The sequence below is a fragment of the Cupriavidus lacunae genome (assembly GCF_003353055.1).
Lineage (GTDB): Bacteria > Pseudomonadota > Gammaproteobacteria > Burkholderiales > Burkholderiaceae > Cupriavidus > Cupriavidus lacunae.
Genome location: NZ_QKWJ01000004.1, coordinates 100548 through 117105, shown reverse-complemented (window position 1 = coordinate 117105; position 16558 = coordinate 100548). Strand labels below are relative to the sequence as shown.

Below are 16558 nucleotides of genomic sequence, written 5' to 3'. Positions count from 1 at the left end.
GCCTTGAGTTGCTTGTGCCCTATTGGCGCGAGCGATATGTCGCCAGCTTCGAAAGATTGCCACATCGGCTCATGGAGCACCACTTTCGCCTCAGGCCCTGCGAGTCATCCAAAAATAACATCGAGCATTTCGGATTTGCGCACGACTTAACTCGCGCAATAAGAGGCGAAGACAGCAAAGTCACAGCGTCGCGAGCAATCGTCGAGAGGGCTGCCGGTACAAACGCATCGGCAGCCCAGCCAAGCTTGCAGGGATTCTGCAAATCACCAACGCACTCTGCCGTTAGCTGTGGAGCAAGGTTGGGAAGCCTGGCAAAAGTATTCACGACGTCTGCGTCCTCTTGCGCAAAAGCTTGCCCTTCAGTGGACGCTCGAACGAGATGGTAAATCGCCTCCCGCAGACGTATCGCTTCCTGCAGGTCGTTAGCCGAACACGTGACATCGGCGTTTTGCCTTGTCTCGAAGCCGGCCTCCCTGAGCCACGTCAATAGGGATCCTGCATCGGCAAGAAGTTCGACCGGTTGCGAGTACCGCTTACGACATGTGGCGACAAAGTCGAGACAACGTCGCCCGCCCACATACGCAAGCGCCTTGTAGTCCGCGTTTTCCACTTTTTCTCCTTCGCCTGATCGTGATTTCTAGGGATTGTACCAACACGCCCGCGCCTTGACACCTGTTCAACCGGTTTTATAATGACACCACTTCAACCGGTTTCAAGAGGAAAGCATGAGCGACGAGAAGACTGCTGGAGCCATTTCAGAACCAGGGGTGCAGTACCAAATCTGGAGGGAGGGGTCGAGGGGCTTGATCGCCCTCCTTCACGGGTTCCTGGACGATCGCCATACCTGGCAAGGGTTCGCGTCGGCCGCCAGCCTGGACGGTTGGACGGTTGTTTCAATGGACTATGCGAAGGGAGTCAGCACCGGCGCTCTCGACGCGTATGCGAGTCGTGTCGCTGGACTGATCGAGCAGCTCCGCGAGCCACAACAACCCGTCGTGGTTGTTGGCCACAGCATGGGCGGTCAGGTTGCTGAACTGGTAGCCGGAATGTCCCGGGTGGATGCGCTAGCGTTAATCCTCCCCGCACCACTCCGTGGCTACCCACTGACTACGGATCAGATGCAAGCCTTCCAGGGACTGGCAAGGCAGAAGGATCCGCAACTGGTTGAGAAAGGACGCGCGGCCCGGACATTTGAAGCCGCGCCTGACGCAATGCGAGTTCTCGTGGCATCGGCAGTGAACACGCCTGTCGACGAATCCCTGGTCGAATTGCAGGCTTGGGTGCAAGGACATCGATTGGGGGAAATTCCCTCAAGCGTTTCCGCCCCGACGCTTGTCATCAGCTCTGACGACAAATTCTTCCCGCCATCCTTTCTACAAGAAGCCGTGTGTTCCCGATTTGCCAATGCAAGCACGCAACACATTGCTGCGGCAGGGCATTGGCCGCACGTTGAACAACCTCTGGCCACCGCCGACGCGGTAGCCGCCTTCATTGCTGAAATCAAGCAGAAGCCACCCGCACCGCAGCCTGTCAGCGCCTCGAACCTCGACAAGACTGCCGAGGAATTCGAGGAGTGGTTCTTCAAGCAATACTTTGACGCATGGATCTCCGTCGGTAATGGAGCCGCGGAGCCCGAGACCATGCTGCAGTACTGGGGGGTGCCGCTTCACGCCGCAGCGATGGTTCGAACGCAGTGGCTCATGACTGAAAGCGACGTAGTGGCGCAGATCCGCGCGACGCAAGCCCCCCTGAAAGCGAGCGGATACCGGACTACAAAACTACTGGATCGAAGGGTCACCGTATACAACCAGTCCGCAGCCTGTGTCGATGCAATCTGGTCCCGCCGAGGCGCGGAAGATCAGGAAATACAAAGAGTTGCCTCTCATTTCGAAGTGCATCGCACCGTTGACGGCTGGCGGGTCGTGGCCATGGCAAACACGCTGACAGACGCCGACGAGCTCGCCCAAGTCTGGCCACTTCGCTAAATATCCTCTGTTCAAGTTGGAAACCAGATCATGAGCACTGAAAAATTCGTCTCCTTTTCTCGCAAAGATTCCATCGGCTATGTCACCCTGCATCGCCCTCCCGAAAATCGCGCCAACCGCAAACTCGTTGCAGACCTGGGCGAAGCCGTGCGCGAAGCGGCGCTCTCTGACGTTCGCGCTCTTGTGGTCAATGCCGAAGGGGAAAATTTCTGCATGGGCGGCGATTTTCGAGAATGGCCAACCTATGACTCCTATCAGAAGCGTAAGGAACGCTGGCAGTTCTCTAACGGAATCCTCTCCGCACTTGAAACCCTGACCATTCCCACGATCGCTTCCGTGCATGGGCGCGCCAATGGATTCGGCTTCGAGCTTGCGCTGCATACGGATTTCGTGATCGCCAGCGAACGGGCCAATTTCCGCTTTACTGAAGCGACAATTGCAGTCTTTCCGCTAGCCGGCGGTGTACAGCGTATCGCGGAGCGAGCGGGCCGAAACGTCGCAAACAGGATCGTAATGCTTGCGGAGAATCTCTCCGCAGAAGAGGCTCACAAGCTCAACCTTGTTTCCAAGGTAGTGCCTCACGAACGAATCGGCGACGAAACATTGGCCATGGCCAGGCTGCTGGCAGAAGGTCCCACCCGCGCGCATGCGGCGACCAAGGCCGTTCTCGCAGCATGGGCATCCGGTGGGATCGGTCTAGCCGACTCCCAGATGATCGAGCTTATCCCTGCCGTTCTTGATAGTGAAGACGTGCGAGCAGGGATCGATTCTGCAGCAAAAGCATTGGCCACAGGCGCTGCGCGGCCCTCTCTGACGTTTACTGGCAAGTGAGGCAAGCGAGATGCCCTTCGACCTGGACAAACTCTGTGGCGACGATCTCTTTGGGATTCAATGCCTGCCTTACGGCATTTTCCAACCCTCGGACGGCTCCAAGGCGCGAATCGGAGCCCGCCTCGGTGACCATGTTCTTGATCTCTCTGGAATGTTTGGAGACGCCTACCTGAGCGCATCTTCACTCAATTCGCTCATGGCACAAGGCCGTGGCACGTGGAGTCAGCTGCGCGGCCGGATCATTGAGTCACTAGAGCGTCCGCGATTCCGCGATTCGGTTGTCAGGAACGCCCACGCACTCAATGACGTGCATCTCGGGATGCCATTCGACGTGGCAGACTATGTTGACTTCTTCGCAAGTGAGCATCACGCGGCGAACGTTGCGCGACTTTTTCGCCCCGGGACTCCGCCCTTGCACCCCAACTGGAAGAGTCTTCCTGTCGGCTATCACGGCCGGGCGGGAACGGTGTACCCGTCTGGCGTGCCAGTGAAGCGTCCGTGGGGTCAGTCCGCATCGGAAGGCGGAGTGGCCGCATACGGGCCAAGCGGAAAGCTCGATTTTGAATTGGAAGTGGGTTTTGTCGTGGGGCGCACATCGCCCATTGGCCAACCGGTGACAATCGACGAGTTCGATGATTATGTCTTCGGCGTCAACCTCGTTTGTGACTGGTCCGCGCGGGATCTGCAAGCGTGGGAAACCTTTCCTCTTGGACCATTCACCGGCAAGTCATTCTGTACTTCCATCTCGCATTGGGTCGTTCCGCTTGCTGCATTAGAGGGTGCGCGGCGGCCTTTGGGCCCGCAAAATCCGATTCCATCGTCCTACCTCAGGGGAGAAGTGCCTCCATGGGGATTGGATCTGGCACTGGAGGTAGCGATCAACGGTAACGCCATCACCAAGCCAAATTTCCGGGATATGTACTGGTCGCCGGCTCAGATGCTTGCGCATATGACCGTGAACGGCGCGCGAGCAAGAGTGGGCGATCTATTTGCGTCTGGCACCGTCAGTGGCACGCAGGAAGACCAACTGGGTTGCTTGCTGGAAATTACAAAAAATGGCAATGAACCGATTACGCTTAGTAACGGGGAAACAAGGGCCTACCTTGAGGATGGAGATGAGACTATTTTCACTGGGCGCGCACTTTTGTCAAATGGATCAATGGTCGGCCTTGGAGAGGTGCGCGCTATCGTTGCGTGACATTTAAAGAAAGAATCTAATTCTAGGAGACGTTGGTGAACTATCGCGCACTGCGACTGACGGCGACATGCTTCGCCCTGGCCCTCTCTTCACTCATTACTCAGGCAGCGGATACCAATCCATCGCCCCTGGTCATCAAGGTCGGCTACGCTGCCGGCGGAGCCGCGGACACTGCCGTCAGACGAGCCGGTGTTCCACTGAAGCGGATCACCGGGAGAACCATCGTTCCAGAGAATCTCGGCGGAGCATCAGGTCTGCTTGCGGCGCAGTCAACCCTGAGTGCCACAGCTGATGGGAACACCGTCGCTTGCCTTACCGGAGACGATCTCATGGGACTGTCGACGCTAAAGAAGAACGGGAATGTGGGGGTGGATCAATTTAAACTTGTCTATCCGTTGCGGATTTCCGATATGGCTCTGGTATCCACCATGAAGGAGGCCCCCAAGGGGGTTGATGAGCTAATTGCACTAAGTAAGAAACGTAAAACCAATCCTTTATCTTTCGGAAACTGGGGTCCTGGATCACTTTCTCACATCGCCGCCCTGGATCTCCGCGCACAAACAAAGACGGATGGCATCGACGTACCGTATAAAGGCGGTGCGTTAGTATTGCAGGATATCCTGGCAGGGAATATTGACCTGGCATTCCTGCCTCTTAATGGCCAGATCATAGACCTGGTAAAAGCCGGGAAACTTCATGTCGTTTTCGTTGCCTCCGATCAGCGAAGCGTGCATTTGCCAAACTCTCCCGCAGCGGGGGAAAGCAAGCTCCTGAAGGATTTCCGATACAAGATCTGGCCGGCCATCTTTGTGTCTCGAAAGACTCCGCCGGAGGTCCAGAAGAAGCTCCATGATGTCTTCGCAGCAGCCGTCAACGACCGGGACTACCAAGTTTGGGCTACATCGACCGGGGCAACGCCCATGAGCCCAATGTCTATGGAAGATACAGAAAAATTCTTCCAGGCAGAACAAGCACGGGTAATAAGAGCACAGCAGCTGATAAAAGCCAGCTCATACTAGGATCGCGCCGTGAGAGCGGCAGAGGGTTTTCTGGCTATTTTCCACAAATAATTCCCAGGACGTTTCGTGTCGTCCGTAAGTCATGAGGAAATGCAAATGGAATATCGTAATGGCCGTCGTGCATTTGTTAAGAGCGGCCTCGCAGGCTCTATCGCCTGGGCGCTGCTAGGTCCATCCGGCATGTCGAAGGTAGCGGATGCTGCGCAGGCCGGCGACGGCCAGGCGCTTCGCGATGAGGCCATCGCTGCGCACGGCGGACTGGAACGCTGGCGACAACTCACCCGCTTTTCGATGCGGATATCGCTTTACGGCGGACTTTTCGAGCGAAAGGGCCACGGCGGAAATGAACTCGCAGATCTGGTCTGCGAAGGGACCACCCGGGAGCCGTACGTTCGAATGACAGGATTCCGGGAACCCGATTTATGCCTGGTGTACAGACCCGACCGGGTGTCACTGGAACGCACTGACGGAACGGTACTGCGGGAGCGCAACAACCCGCGTGATGCCTTTGCCGGCCAGACCGCCCTGTCCAAGTGGGACGACCTGCATCTCGCATATTTCTCGGGATACGCCCATTGGAATTATTTCGTTATTCCATTCGTGTTCGCGAACACGGGCTTCAACTTCGAGGATTACGGTACCTGGCAAGAGAATGGCCAATCGTGGCGTCGCCTCCGCGTCACGTACCCGCCTGACCTCGTCACGCATTCGCGCGAACAGATGTTCTACTTCGACGATAAAGGGCTACTGCGGCGCATGGACTATGGCCCGACTCTGGCTGGCTCGGGCCGCATCGCGCATTACTGCGACGAGCACAAGATCTTTGACGGGATCGTGGTGCCGACAAAGCGCCGCGCTTATCGGCTGGACGAAGGTGGCAACCCCATCAAATCTCAAGTATGGGGAGGCGTTGACATTTCATCGGCTGAGTTTCGATAGATGGAATGAATGGCGCTCCAGAAAGCTTTGGTGAGATCGGGCCATAACCAGCCTGTAACCTTCCTCACCGGCCGCCTTCCCGCTTGCGCCTCGGCACGCGTCGCCGAGGCGCCAGGGTCGCGGCACGCCTGAGACAAGATTAACTCCACGACAGGAGAATCCGCATGGGTGCATTGGATCATATCCGCGTGCTCGATCTGACACGTGTGCTGGCGGGGCCGTGGTGTGCCCAGACTCTCGCCGACTTCGGTGCCGACGTGATCAAGATCGAGCGCCCGGGCGCCGGAGACGATACGCGCCAATGGGGCCCGCCGTACTTCACGACAGCGGACGGCGTGGCTACGCGCGAGGCCGCTTACTACCTCGCGGCCAACCGGAACAAGCGCTCGGTGACGGTCGATATCGGCACGCCGGAAGGGCAACGCATCGTGCGCGAGCTGGCGGCACAGAGCGATGTGGTGCTGGAAAACTACAAGGTCGGCCAGCTGCAGAAATACGGCCTCGACTACGCCTCGCTAAAGGCGATCAACCCGGCCCTGATCTACTGCTCGATCACCGGGTTCGGGCAGGACGGCCCGTATGCCGCGCGCGCGGGCTACGACTTCATCGTCCAGGGGCTGGGGGGCTTCATGAGCATCACGGGCGAGCACGACAGCTACGCGGGTGGCGGCCCGCAGAAGGCCGGCGTGGCGATTGCCGACCTGATGACGGGCATGTATGCGACCACCGCCGTGCTCGCTGCGCTGGCGCACCGAGACCGCACCGGCGAGGGGCAGTACATCGACATGGCGCTGCTCGATGTGCAGGTGGCGATGCTGGCAAACGTCGGCGCAAACTTCCTGACCAGCGGGACGGCCCCGAAGCGGTGGGGCAATGCGCACGCGAATATCGTGCCGTACCAGTCCTTCGAGGCGAGCGACGGCTGGATCATCGTGGCGGTCGGCAACGACGGTCAGTTCCGCAAGTTCGTCGAGATCGGTGAGCGAGCGGAATTGGCGGATGACGAGCGGTTCGCTACCAATCCCGCACGGGTCCAGAACCGCGACACGCTGGTCCCGATCCTGGCCGACATGGTCCGCACGCGCGGCAAGCACCGGTGGATCGCGCTGCTGGAGGCGGCGGGCGTCCCCTGCGGCCCGATCAACGATCTGGCGGAAGTCTTCGATAACGAGCAGGTTGTCGCCCGCGGCATGAAGGTCGAGGTCGACCACCCGCTCGGTGGTGCGGTCCGGCTGGTGCGCAACCCGATCCGGATGAGTGCCACGCCACCCGAGGCGACGTCGGCACCGCCGCTGCTGGGTCAGCATACCGAACACGTACTGAAAACCCTGCTGGGCTACGACGACGGCGCCATCGGGCGCCTGCGCGAGAACTCGGTCCTTTGATGGTTGCCTGAAAACCCGAACACCATGACGAACTTCCTGCATTACGCACAGCGTGGCCACGTCGTCACGCTGACCATGAACGAGCCTGACCGGCGCAACCCGCTCACCGGGAACACGGCGGTGGACGAGTTCCTCGAAGCCATCGACCGGATCGAGGCCGACACCAGCGTGCGCACGGTCATCATCACCGGTGCCGGCACCGCCTTCTCGTCGGGCGGCAGCATCCAGGAAATGGAGCGCCAGTCGTCGGGCGACGCCTCCGGAATGGAGATCCGGCGCGACTACCGGCGCGGCATCCAGCGCCTGCCGCTGGCGCTGTTCAATCTCGAAGTGCCGGTGATTGCCGCCGTCAACGGCCCCGCCATCGGCGCGGGGCTTGACCTGGCCTGCATGTGCGACATTCGCATCGCGTCCGAGAACGCGCGCTTTGCCGAGAGCTTCGTTAAGCTGGGGATCATTCCGGGCGACGGTGGCGCCTGGCTGCTGCCGCGCATCATCGGCTTGTCACGTGCGGCGGAAATGACGTTCACGGCATGCACGATCGATGCCCGCAAGGCGCTGGAATGGAACCTGGTATCGCAGGTGGTGCCAGCCGACCAGTTGCTTGCCACCGCCAACGAACTGGCCGAGGCCGTAGCCGTCAACCCGCCGCACGCGGTGCGCATGGCCAAGCGCCTGCTGCGCGAGGGCATGCACACGCGGCTGGATACGCTGCTGGAATTGTCGGCCAGCTTCCAGGTGATGTCGCACCAGACGGCGGACCATCGCGAAGCCGTGTCGGCGTTCCTGCAGAAGCGCAAGCCGACGTTCAGCGGCAATTGAGTGGCAACCGGCACAACAAAACGTAGTCCAGCTGATTCCGGTTTTCTACAGCGGGCCAACGGCTCCTGAATATAGATGTCAAAAGACATAAATATCGAAAAAGCATTTTGAGGCTCTCAAGGAAGAGGTTGTTTCGGTGTACTCGCTTACCCGGCTTAACTGCGCACCGGCAGGATGCTGAACCGGGAGACACCCTGTGTTGCAGCCATCTCGGCCGCCAATGCTGCCGGCGATGTTGCGCGCGCCTTGTCCGGTGCGACCAGGCTGACTCTCCACACAGCTTGGTTGTCGGCAAATGTGATGGTCAAGCTGTCGTGCAGCACGCGATAGCCACGGGACTTTGCCCTGTCGATCAGCAGATCGAGGTCAGGCGCTTCTCCAGGTTGGAAAGTCAGCGATACATCAAGCGTCACGCGCCCTGGGAGCCTGGACTCCAGCCGGTGCAACAGCGACATCGAACCCACGCAGAGCACCGCGAGCAGCAACGCGGCGGCATAGAATCCAACGCCTAGCAACACCCCTATGGCCGAGGCGGCCCAGATGGACGCCGCGGTCGTGAGGCCGCGGATGCTCATGCCATCCTTCATGATGACCCCCGCGCAAAGGAAGCCGCAGCCGGTGACGACTCCCTGGACGATATGGGTCGGGTCTGCCTGGGCGTGCGCTGAAACACCGCCGTACCACAGCGCCGGGTAGCCGACGAACACAGTCAATGCCGTCGACGCCATGCAGACGAGGCCATACGTGCGCATGCCGGCGGCGCGGCCGTTGTATGAGCGCTCGTAGCCAACCAGCATGCCGAGCAGCAGCGCGCCCACCATATTCAGCCCGATGAACGCGTTGGCGGCGAGAAAGGCGCCGCTCCAATAGTGCTGCAGATCTCCTGGCATGGGATTTCGCGATCAGGCTACGAGCCAGGCATTCAGCGAGCGCAAGGTTTCCTCGCTCAATTCCCCCGCCGCGGCGGCAAGCCGCAGACGGCCAAGGAGGTAGTCCAGGCGTGCCTGGACCAGGTCGAGTTCAGCGGTGAACACTCGCTGCTGCGCGTCGAGCACGTCGGGTTGCGTACGGGTACCGACGTCCCGGCCAAGCGTCGTTGCCGCGAGCGCGCTACGTGCCGAAGTCAACGACTGCTCGAGTGCGGCGACGCGCGACACGCCCGTTTTCACCGAGAGGAATCCGTCCTGCACCTTCAGGCGCACGTCTCGCCGGGCGGCGGCAACCTCCTGCTCCGCCTGGCTCTTCCTCGCAACGGATTCCCGCTCGCGCGAATCCAGTCCGCCGCCCGCGTACAGCGGAATGGTGAGTTGCAAGCCGATCGTCGCGCTTCGGGTGTTGCTGGCTGCAATCCAGGGAGCCAGGTTGCCGGTTTGCCCTTGTGCGCCATAACGCGCCACGAGCGCGACGGTCGGGCGACTGCTGACGCGGTACTTATCGATCTCCGCGCCGGCAATGTCGCGCTCCGACTGCCTGGTCTTGACGAGGTAGCTCTGTTCTTCACCCTTTGCCTGCCACGCCGTGAGATTGTCCGGTTCCGGCGGGCGCGGCGCGAAACCGGGTGCCAGCCCGCTGAGCTGATCGGGCGGCATGCCGACGGTTTCCAGGAAGCGCGTGCGCCGCTGTTCGAGCGCGGATTGCGCCGTGACTTCGCGGCTCTCCACCCCATCCAGGCGCGCCTGGGCCTCATGGAGATCGGTGATCTTTCCCTGGCCGATGTCAAAGCGCGCCTTCGCGCGGTCGCGTTGCTGTCGCAAGGCCGCCTTCTCGGCCTGCACCACACGGAGCGTTTCCTCGCCCAACACCACGCCGAAGTATGCCTCGGCCACCCGCAAGGCCAGGTCCTGGCGAGACTGGTCGAACTGAGTCTGCGCCAGGTTTGATTGTTCGCGGAACTGCTTCTTCGTGGCTACCGCGGTCCCGTCGTACAGCGGCTGAACCAGCACCACGCCGGCCTGCCGCGCAGTTCCCGAAGTATCGCTGGATACCAACGGCGCGACCTCGGCAGGCGGGTTGCCGGACGAACGATTGTTGATCCTGTCCAGTGTCGCCTGGAGGCTTACGCGGGGACGCAGCAAGGCGTCGCCCTGCACCGCCTTCTCCCGCCCCGCCGTGAGCGCATCATTTGCGGCGAGGCTCGTCGGATCATGCGCCAATGCCTGCTGATAGGCACCCACGAGATCGATAGCGCCCGACTCTCCGGCGTTCATGAACAGCACGCAGCCCAAAGCCACCTGCCCGGCCCGCAGGGCCATACTCAATCTCTTCATCGAAATTACTCTCAACGTCACATTCGCGATCAGACGGTCGCAGGGCGCCTGGCCCGGTACCAGGTCGCATACAGAGCGGGAAGGAAGACGAGCGTCAGTACCGTGGCAACGGCGAGCCCTCCCATGATTGCCCACGCCATCGGGCCCCAGAACACGGAATGGGTAAGCGGCACCATCGCCAGAATTGCCGCCAGGGCCGTCAGCACGATCGGGCGCAGCCGTCGCACCGCGGCCTCGACGATGGCCGTCCACAACGGGACACCCGCGGCCACGTCCTGATCGATCTGCACGACCAGGATCACCGAGTTGCGGATGATCATTCCCGCGAGGGCGATAACGCCCAACATGGCGACAAAACCAAAGGGAATCCGGAACGCGGCCATGATCGCGCTCACACCGATCAGCCCGAGCGGCGCGGTCAGCAGGACCATCGCCATCTTCTTCATGTCCTGCAGTTGAATCATCAGCAGCACCAGCACCACGATGATCGTCACAGGCATCACCGCGAATACAGAATGCTGGGCTTTCGCGCTCGATTCGTAAGCGCCGCCGATCTCGATGCCGTAGCCGAGCGGAAGATCCTTCTCCAGTGCGTCGATCTTCGGCTGAAGCGCATGCGTGACGTCCGGTGCCTGCGCCCCTGCGATATCGGCGCGAACAGTCAGCGTTGGCACACGGTTACGCCGCCACAGCTCGCTGTCCTCGCTGTCAAGCGTGAGTCGCGCCACTTGCGAGACCGGTACAAACTTGCCGTCGCGCACATAGATCTTTGCGTCCTTCAGGTTGTTCAGGTCCGTGCGTTCCGCGGCGACGAGGCGCGAGACCACGTCGATACCCTGGTCTTGCTCGCGGTACTGCGTGATCGGCGTGCCGGACAGCGACGCCTCGAGGGCTTCTTTGATCTGGCCCGAGCTTATTCCCAGTGCACGCGCCTTGTCTTGGTCGACGTCGACCTGCACGCGCTTGATACGCTCGCCCCAGTCCTGGTTAACCTGGCGCACGTGCGGCTCTTCACGCATAATCTCCGCCACCCGCTGCCCGATTGCACGAACTTTGGCGTTGTCCTGCCCGTACACCCGGAACTGCACCGGGTAACCGACAGGCGGACCGTTCTCCAGGTGGTTGACTCGGCCACGCACATTCGGGAATCTTCCGTTGAATAGCTGCTCGAGCTTCTCCTTCACCCGCTCCCGGGCCTCGCCGCCCTTCGTCATCACCAGCATCTCGCCCAGGTTCAGATTAGGCGTCTGCGCATCGAGAGGCAGGTAGAATCGCGGCGCACCGTTGCCAACAAAGCTGGTCACCGCCGCAATGTCCGGATCGCCCTTGAGCAGGCCTTCCAGCTTCTGCACCTCGCGCTGACTCGCCTCGAAGGTCGACGCCCTCGGCATCCACAGGTCAACAATCAGTTCGGCCCGGTCAGATGCCGGAAAGAATTGCTGGGGCACTGCCTTGAACAGCAGCAGCGCGCCCACGAACGTAGCGAGCGTGATGCCGATCACCCAAACGCGATGCTTCAGGCAGAAGTCGATGAAGTGACGGAACCTGACATAGAAGCCGCGCTGGTAGACCGCATCCTCGTCATGCGACGCGTGCGCATGCTCCTTCAACAGCCTGAAGCCGATGTAAGGGGTAAAGAGGACCGCCACGATCCATGACAGAAGCAGCGAAATACCCACCACCTGGAACAGCGAGTACACATACTCGCCCGTGCCCGACTTCGCAAAGCCGACCGGAAGAAAGCCCGCCGCCGTGATCAACGTGCCGGTGAGCATCGGGAAGGCTGTGGCCGTGTAGGAGTATGTGGCGGCGCGGAATTTGTCCCAGCCTTGCTCGAGCTTCAGCGCCATCATTTCGACGGCAATAATGGCGTCGTCCACCAACAGTCCGAGCGCAATGATCAGCGCACCCAGCGAGATGCGCTGCAAGTCGATGCCCATCACGTACATCGCCAGGAATGTCATGGCCAGCACGAGCGGGATGCTGAGCGCGACAACCAGTCCGGTCCGAAAACCCAGCGACAGGAAGCTCACAACGAGCACAATGACCACTGCCTCGGCCAGGCTCTTCTTGAACTCGAAAACGGAATGCTCGACGATACGTGGCTGGTCGCTGACCGCATGGATCTGCACGCCCACCGGCAGGTTGGAGCCGATACGCTTTACCGCTTCGTCAAGCCTGGTGCCAAGCCGGATGACGTCACCGCCCTTGCGCATGCTCACCGCAAGTCCAATCGCCTCGTTGCCGTTGAAGCGCATCCTCGAGGTGGCAGGCTCCACAAAGCCGCGACGGACCTCTGCGATATCGCCAAGACGGAAGGTACGCTGGCCGGCACGGATGCCGATGGCGCGAATCCCTTCGACCGAGTCAAACTCGCCACTGACTGCAAGCCGCACTTGTTCCGCGGTGGTTTGCACCGTCCCGCCCGAAGTCACGGCGTTGGTTTGTGCGAGCGTCGACGCGATCAGTGCCGGGTCGATTCCCAGCGAGGCGAGCTTGGCGGTGGAGACCTCCACATAGATCTTCTGCTCCTGCTTGCCCACCAGGTCGACTTTGTTGACGTCGCCGACACGAAGAAACTCATTACGTGCGGCGTCCGCAATCCGTCTGAGATCGTCATAGTCGAAGCCGTCGCCCGTGATGGCATAGAGGTTACCGAAGGTGTCCCCAAATTCGTCATTGAAGAAGGGGCCCTGCGTGCCCTGTGGCAGGGTATGCTGGATGTCCCCCATCTTCTTCCGGACCTGGTACCACACATCGGGTACGGCGCCCGGTGGTACGTCCTCGCGCAGGTTGACCTTGACCTGCGTTTCGCCCGGCTTCACGTAGGTGGACGTATAGTCGATCTCCGCCACCTCCTGCAGCTTGCGCTCGATCTTGTCGGTCACCTGATCGGCCATCTGCTGGGCGGAACTCCCCGGCCAGTACGCCTGCACGACCATGGTCTTGATCGTGAACTCGGGGTCCTCCTTCTGGCCCAGGCTGCTGTAGGCCAGCACGCCGGCCACGGACAACAGCAACAGCAGGAACGCGATCATCGGCTGGTGCTTCAGCGCCCATTCGGACAGGTTGATACCTTTCACTTCACACCCCCCGCCCTGGCGACAGACACCGCCTCGGCCACTTTCACCTGCTGGCCAGGCTGCAGCATATGCACACCGGCACTGACCACGGTCTCTCCGCCCGCCAGTCCCCCAACCACGATGACGCTGTCGTTCTGCGCGGCGCCCAGCTTGACTTCACGCGCAGTCACCCGCGACGTCTTCGGGTCAACCACCCACACCTGTCGGCCGCGTTCATGATCGACAATGGCGGTCAGCGGCACGCGGACCACGCCACTGCCGTCCACGTCGGGTGCCATGACAGACGCTGTCATGCCTAGCCGCAGCAGGTCCGGATCCGCGTCCTGAATGGAAATGCGTGCCGAGTACGTCCGCGTGACGCTGTCCGCATCCGGCGCAAGCTCCCGGAGCTTGCCCGTCCAGGACTTGTCCGGATGCGCCCATACCGTGATCTTCAGCGTCGACGCCTTACGCAGTTCGTCGACTCGCGACTCAGGAATGCTGATCGAGACCTCGCGTTCGCCGTCAGCCGCGACGGTGGCGGTCGTCTGCCCGGCTGCAACCACCTGGCCGGCTTCCGCGTTGATTGCGCTGACCACGCCATCGCGGTCTGCTACCAGCGTGGTGAATCCGCGCATGTTGGCATTCAGCTGCTGGCGCGCCTGTGCCGAACGCAGTTGTGCTTGCGCCTGGTTAAGGGCCAGCCGCTGCTGGTCCAGCTCAGCTTGCGAGGCAAAGTTCTGGGCGAGCAGCTGCTCGGTGCGCCGAACGTCCACCCGCGCCTGCGCTACCCGGCCTCTTGCTGCATCAGCCTCCGCACCCGCTGCGGCTACCTGCAACGTTTCCTGCGTAGGATCGAGTTGGAACAACGGCTGGCCACGCTTGACATGACTTCCAACTTCCACCATGCGCGCGACGATCTTGCCGGCCGTGCGGAATCCCAACTGACTTTCGTAACGCGCCCGAATCTCGCCTGAGTAGGTCGCGCCGACGGACCCGGCGCTACGTCCGGCGACCACTGTCCGCACCGGCCTTACGTCCGCGTGTTCGGATGCGGGGCCCGGTGTACACGCGGCCAGCACGTGCACCGCCATGACGGCAACAGCCGCCGCTCGATAGTTCCTGTTCAATTTCTACCCTCCACTAAGGTCCGTCGCTCGCCTGCGAGTCATCAGCGATCCACGCCACCGAGCCGCTCCACGGTCTCGTGCTGGCGTCGGTGACGGCAGGCCTGTTCGGGCTTCCGCCCTTTCCGGTTGCCCGAAATATACCTCATACTGACTTACATGTCATGATGACGTATAATTTATTTTGTTCGTGGTGGCGGGGCGAATTTGACGTCCCGGACCGCGTGAGACGAAGAAAGCGCGCGCACCCGGATAGACGTGGTGGGCAACGAACAATCGCCATACGTGAAGTGATGCGACGGACATAGGCCAGCGACGCAGGAAAACCGGCGCGCGGCGTTGTCGACGCATTGACGATGAGGAGAGAACAGATCGATGATCCGGATGCAGACGAGATTCGCAGCCGAAACAGAACCGCGGGTAACTCGCGACCACCGTCAGCGAGTTGCTGCAAAGCGACGGCAACGTATGCGCTCGCTGTTGCTGAACAGTGCGATGCGCTTGATGATGGAGAACAGCACCGCGACGCCTTCCATCGACGACATCATTTCGGCGGCACGGGTTTCACGCGGAACGTTCTACAAGTACTTTCCGTCGTCTGACGCGATCGTGCAGGAGCTTGTCGGGAAGATTGCTGAACAGTGGGTACGGGCGGCCGATCCCATAGTGCGCGACCACGACGACCCGGCCGAACACATCGCCAGGGGCATACGGCTGGCGTCGATACTTACGGTACACCAGCCGGGTGCGGCTGGCATCCTTGGCCGGCTCGGATGGGCGGGCTACCAGGCACCGACCATGCTGGAGTTTGTCCGCAGGGATATAGAGGAAGGCGTTCGTCGCAATCGCTTCAAGCGCATGCCGATCGCCCTGGGGTTCAATATCGTCGCCGGCGCCGCAATGAGCGCAATGCAGAGCATGCTTGAAACCGAAGGCCGCGAAGATTTTTCGGAACTCGCCGCTGCCGTGGCATTGCGCGCCCTGGGCGTGGAGGAATCAGCGGCCGATGCGATATCCAGGTCGCCGCTGCATGCGAGCGGAGCGCTGTTCGACGGCTTGCTCGCGGAATCGATCAGCGATACGCCGTAGCGCCAGCTTCGCTCGCTAGCTGGAGGGCTCGGCCTTGGCGGCGAGCTTCTCCTGGGCCTTTTCGAGCAATGATTCCGGCGGCGCCACCAGCTTTGGCAAAGGCGCGGAGGTCAACCGTACGGCACTCGATGCTGGCACGCCCAGCGACCGCAACAATGCGCGGACGATCCGTTCGGGGTAGTCCCTGGTTGTCCTTCCCTTGGCCATGCGGTGAACAGCGATCAGCCCGGCGCCGGCCACCATGTCCAATGCAACGTCGGCCGACGCCTCGTCGAACGTGCCCGTCTTCAGGCCTTCCTTGATATCCGAGGGCAGGTATTCGTACACGGCAGCGCTCTTGTTGCTGACCAAAAGCAGCCCCGTACCGGAAAGAAATTGCGCCACTACAGGATAGGATCGCGCAAGGTGCAGGTACAAGCGGATACCCGTTGCAACACGCAACGCCGGCTCTTCGATATCGCCGACCACGCTCTCGATCATTTGCACCATGTCGTGACTGAGCGCGTCGCCGACAGCCGCCAGCAGATCCTCGTTAGTACGGAAGTAGTTGTAGAAGGAACCTTGCGAGACGCCAGCTGACGCGATCACTTCCGGGATCACGCTGGCTCCGACGCCCCTTTGCGCAAAAACGATCATCGCGCTTTCAATGAGGCGCTGGCGCATCCGTGCACGCCGCTCCGCGGCAACGCGAGGACGATGGTCTTTGGAATCTGGATCGGCAGGCATCTTCAATTAGAGGACCTTATGTGACGAGGCGATTATATCAATACGCCGCTACAACGCCGCCAACATGGCGTACGCCATGAATGCCCTGGCGGCAGCGGTGTCAGTGCG

The 16558-nt window shown here is 61.0% G+C and carries 14 protein-coding genes; 8 read left to right on the top strand and 6 right to left on the bottom strand.

All coding sequences use genetic code 11. The features are described 5' to 3' along the window. Nucleotides 1-19: 19 nt before the first annotated feature. Nucleotides 20-610 carry a CGNR zinc finger domain-containing protein gene (locus DN412_RS05440; RefSeq protein ID WP_115013571.1) on the bottom strand — a complete coding sequence of 197 codons (591 nt, stop codon included), beginning with the start codon at nucleotides 608-610 and terminating at the stop codon, nucleotides 20-22. Between the two features lie 115 nt (nucleotides 611-725). On the opposite strand from DN412_RS05440, the gene DN412_RS05435 reads away from it, so the two are divergent. From DN412_RS05435 to DN412_RS05405, 7 genes are all read left to right on the top strand, one after another. After that, nucleotides 726-1985 (top strand): alpha/beta fold hydrolase, encoded by a 1260-nt coding sequence (locus DN412_RS05435; protein ID WP_115013570.1) that lies wholly within the window; start codon nucleotides 726-728, stop codon nucleotides 1983-1985. 30 nt (nucleotides 1986-2015) lie between these two features. Next, nucleotides 2016-2816 carry an enoyl-CoA hydratase/isomerase family protein gene (locus tag DN412_RS05430; RefSeq protein WP_115013569.1) on the top strand — a complete coding sequence of 267 codons (801 nt, stop codon included), beginning with the start codon at nucleotides 2016-2018 and terminating at the stop codon, nucleotides 2814-2816. A 10-nt stretch (nucleotides 2817-2826) separates the two neighbouring features. Next, nucleotides 2827-4014, top strand: coding sequence for a fumarylacetoacetate hydrolase family protein (locus DN412_RS05425; RefSeq protein WP_115013568.1), 1188 nt, complete (start codon nucleotides 2827-2829; stop codon nucleotides 4012-4014). A gap of 35 nt (nucleotides 4015-4049) precedes the next feature. After that, nucleotides 4050-5033 (top strand): tripartite tricarboxylate transporter substrate binding protein, encoded by a 984-nt coding sequence (locus DN412_RS05420; protein WP_161563983.1) that lies wholly within the window; start codon nucleotides 4050-4052, stop codon nucleotides 5031-5033. 96 nt (nucleotides 5034-5129) lie between these two features. Then, nucleotides 5130-5972: a hypothetical protein gene (locus DN412_RS05415; protein ID WP_115013566.1), complete on the top strand. Its 843-nt coding sequence runs from the start codon at nucleotides 5130-5132 to the stop codon at nucleotides 5970-5972. Between the two features lie 164 nt (nucleotides 5973-6136). Continuing rightward, nucleotides 6137-7357: a CaiB/BaiF CoA transferase family protein gene (locus DN412_RS05410; protein WP_115013565.1), complete on the top strand. Its 1221-nt coding sequence runs from the start codon at nucleotides 6137-6139 to the stop codon at nucleotides 7355-7357. Between the two features lie 24 nt (nucleotides 7358-7381). Further along, nucleotides 7382-8179: a crotonase/enoyl-CoA hydratase family protein gene (locus DN412_RS05405; RefSeq protein ID WP_115013564.1), complete on the top strand. Its 798-nt coding sequence runs from the start codon at nucleotides 7382-7384 to the stop codon at nucleotides 8177-8179. 155 nt (nucleotides 8180-8334) lie between these two features. On the opposite strand, the gene DN412_RS05400 is transcribed toward DN412_RS05405, so the two are convergent. From DN412_RS05400 to DN412_RS05385, 4 genes are read right to left on the bottom strand one after another with little or no spacing between them, the layout of a single operon-like run. After that, on the bottom strand, nucleotides 8335-9069 hold the full coding sequence (locus DN412_RS05400; protein WP_115013563.1) for an MgtC/SapB family protein: 735 nt from the start codon (nucleotides 9067-9069) through the stop codon (nucleotides 8335-8337). Nucleotides 9070-9081: 12 nt separating this feature from the next. Next, nucleotides 9082-10431 (bottom strand): TolC family outer membrane protein, encoded by a 1350-nt coding sequence (locus DN412_RS05395; protein WP_244222563.1) that lies wholly within the window; start codon nucleotides 10429-10431, stop codon nucleotides 9082-9084. 44 nt (nucleotides 10432-10475) lie between these two features. Beyond that, nucleotides 10476-13529, bottom strand: coding sequence for an efflux RND transporter permease subunit (locus DN412_RS05390; RefSeq protein WP_115013562.1), 3054 nt, complete (start codon nucleotides 13527-13529; stop codon nucleotides 10476-10478). After that, nucleotides 13526-14638, bottom strand: coding sequence for an efflux RND transporter periplasmic adaptor subunit (locus DN412_RS05385; RefSeq protein ID WP_123060206.1), 1113 nt, complete (start codon nucleotides 14636-14638; stop codon nucleotides 13526-13528). The genes DN412_RS05390 and DN412_RS05385 overlap by 4 nt, the downstream gene beginning before the upstream one ends. Nucleotides 14639-15010: 372 nt before the next feature. Here DN412_RS05385 and DN412_RS05380 point away from each other — a divergent pair, with 372 nt between their 5' ends. Continuing rightward, entirely contained in the window at nucleotides 15011-15724 is a 714-nt protein-coding gene (locus DN412_RS05380; RefSeq protein ID WP_115013561.1) for a TetR/AcrR family transcriptional regulator, read from the top strand. A 15-nt stretch (nucleotides 15725-15739) separates the two neighbouring features. Here DN412_RS05380 and DN412_RS05375 read toward each other — a convergent pair whose 3' ends face one another. Then, nucleotides 15740-16450 carry a TetR/AcrR family transcriptional regulator gene (locus tag DN412_RS05375; protein WP_244222571.1) on the bottom strand — a complete coding sequence of 237 codons (711 nt, stop codon included), beginning with the start codon at nucleotides 16448-16450 and terminating at the stop codon, nucleotides 15740-15742. Nucleotides 16451-16558: the final 108 nt, after the last annotated feature.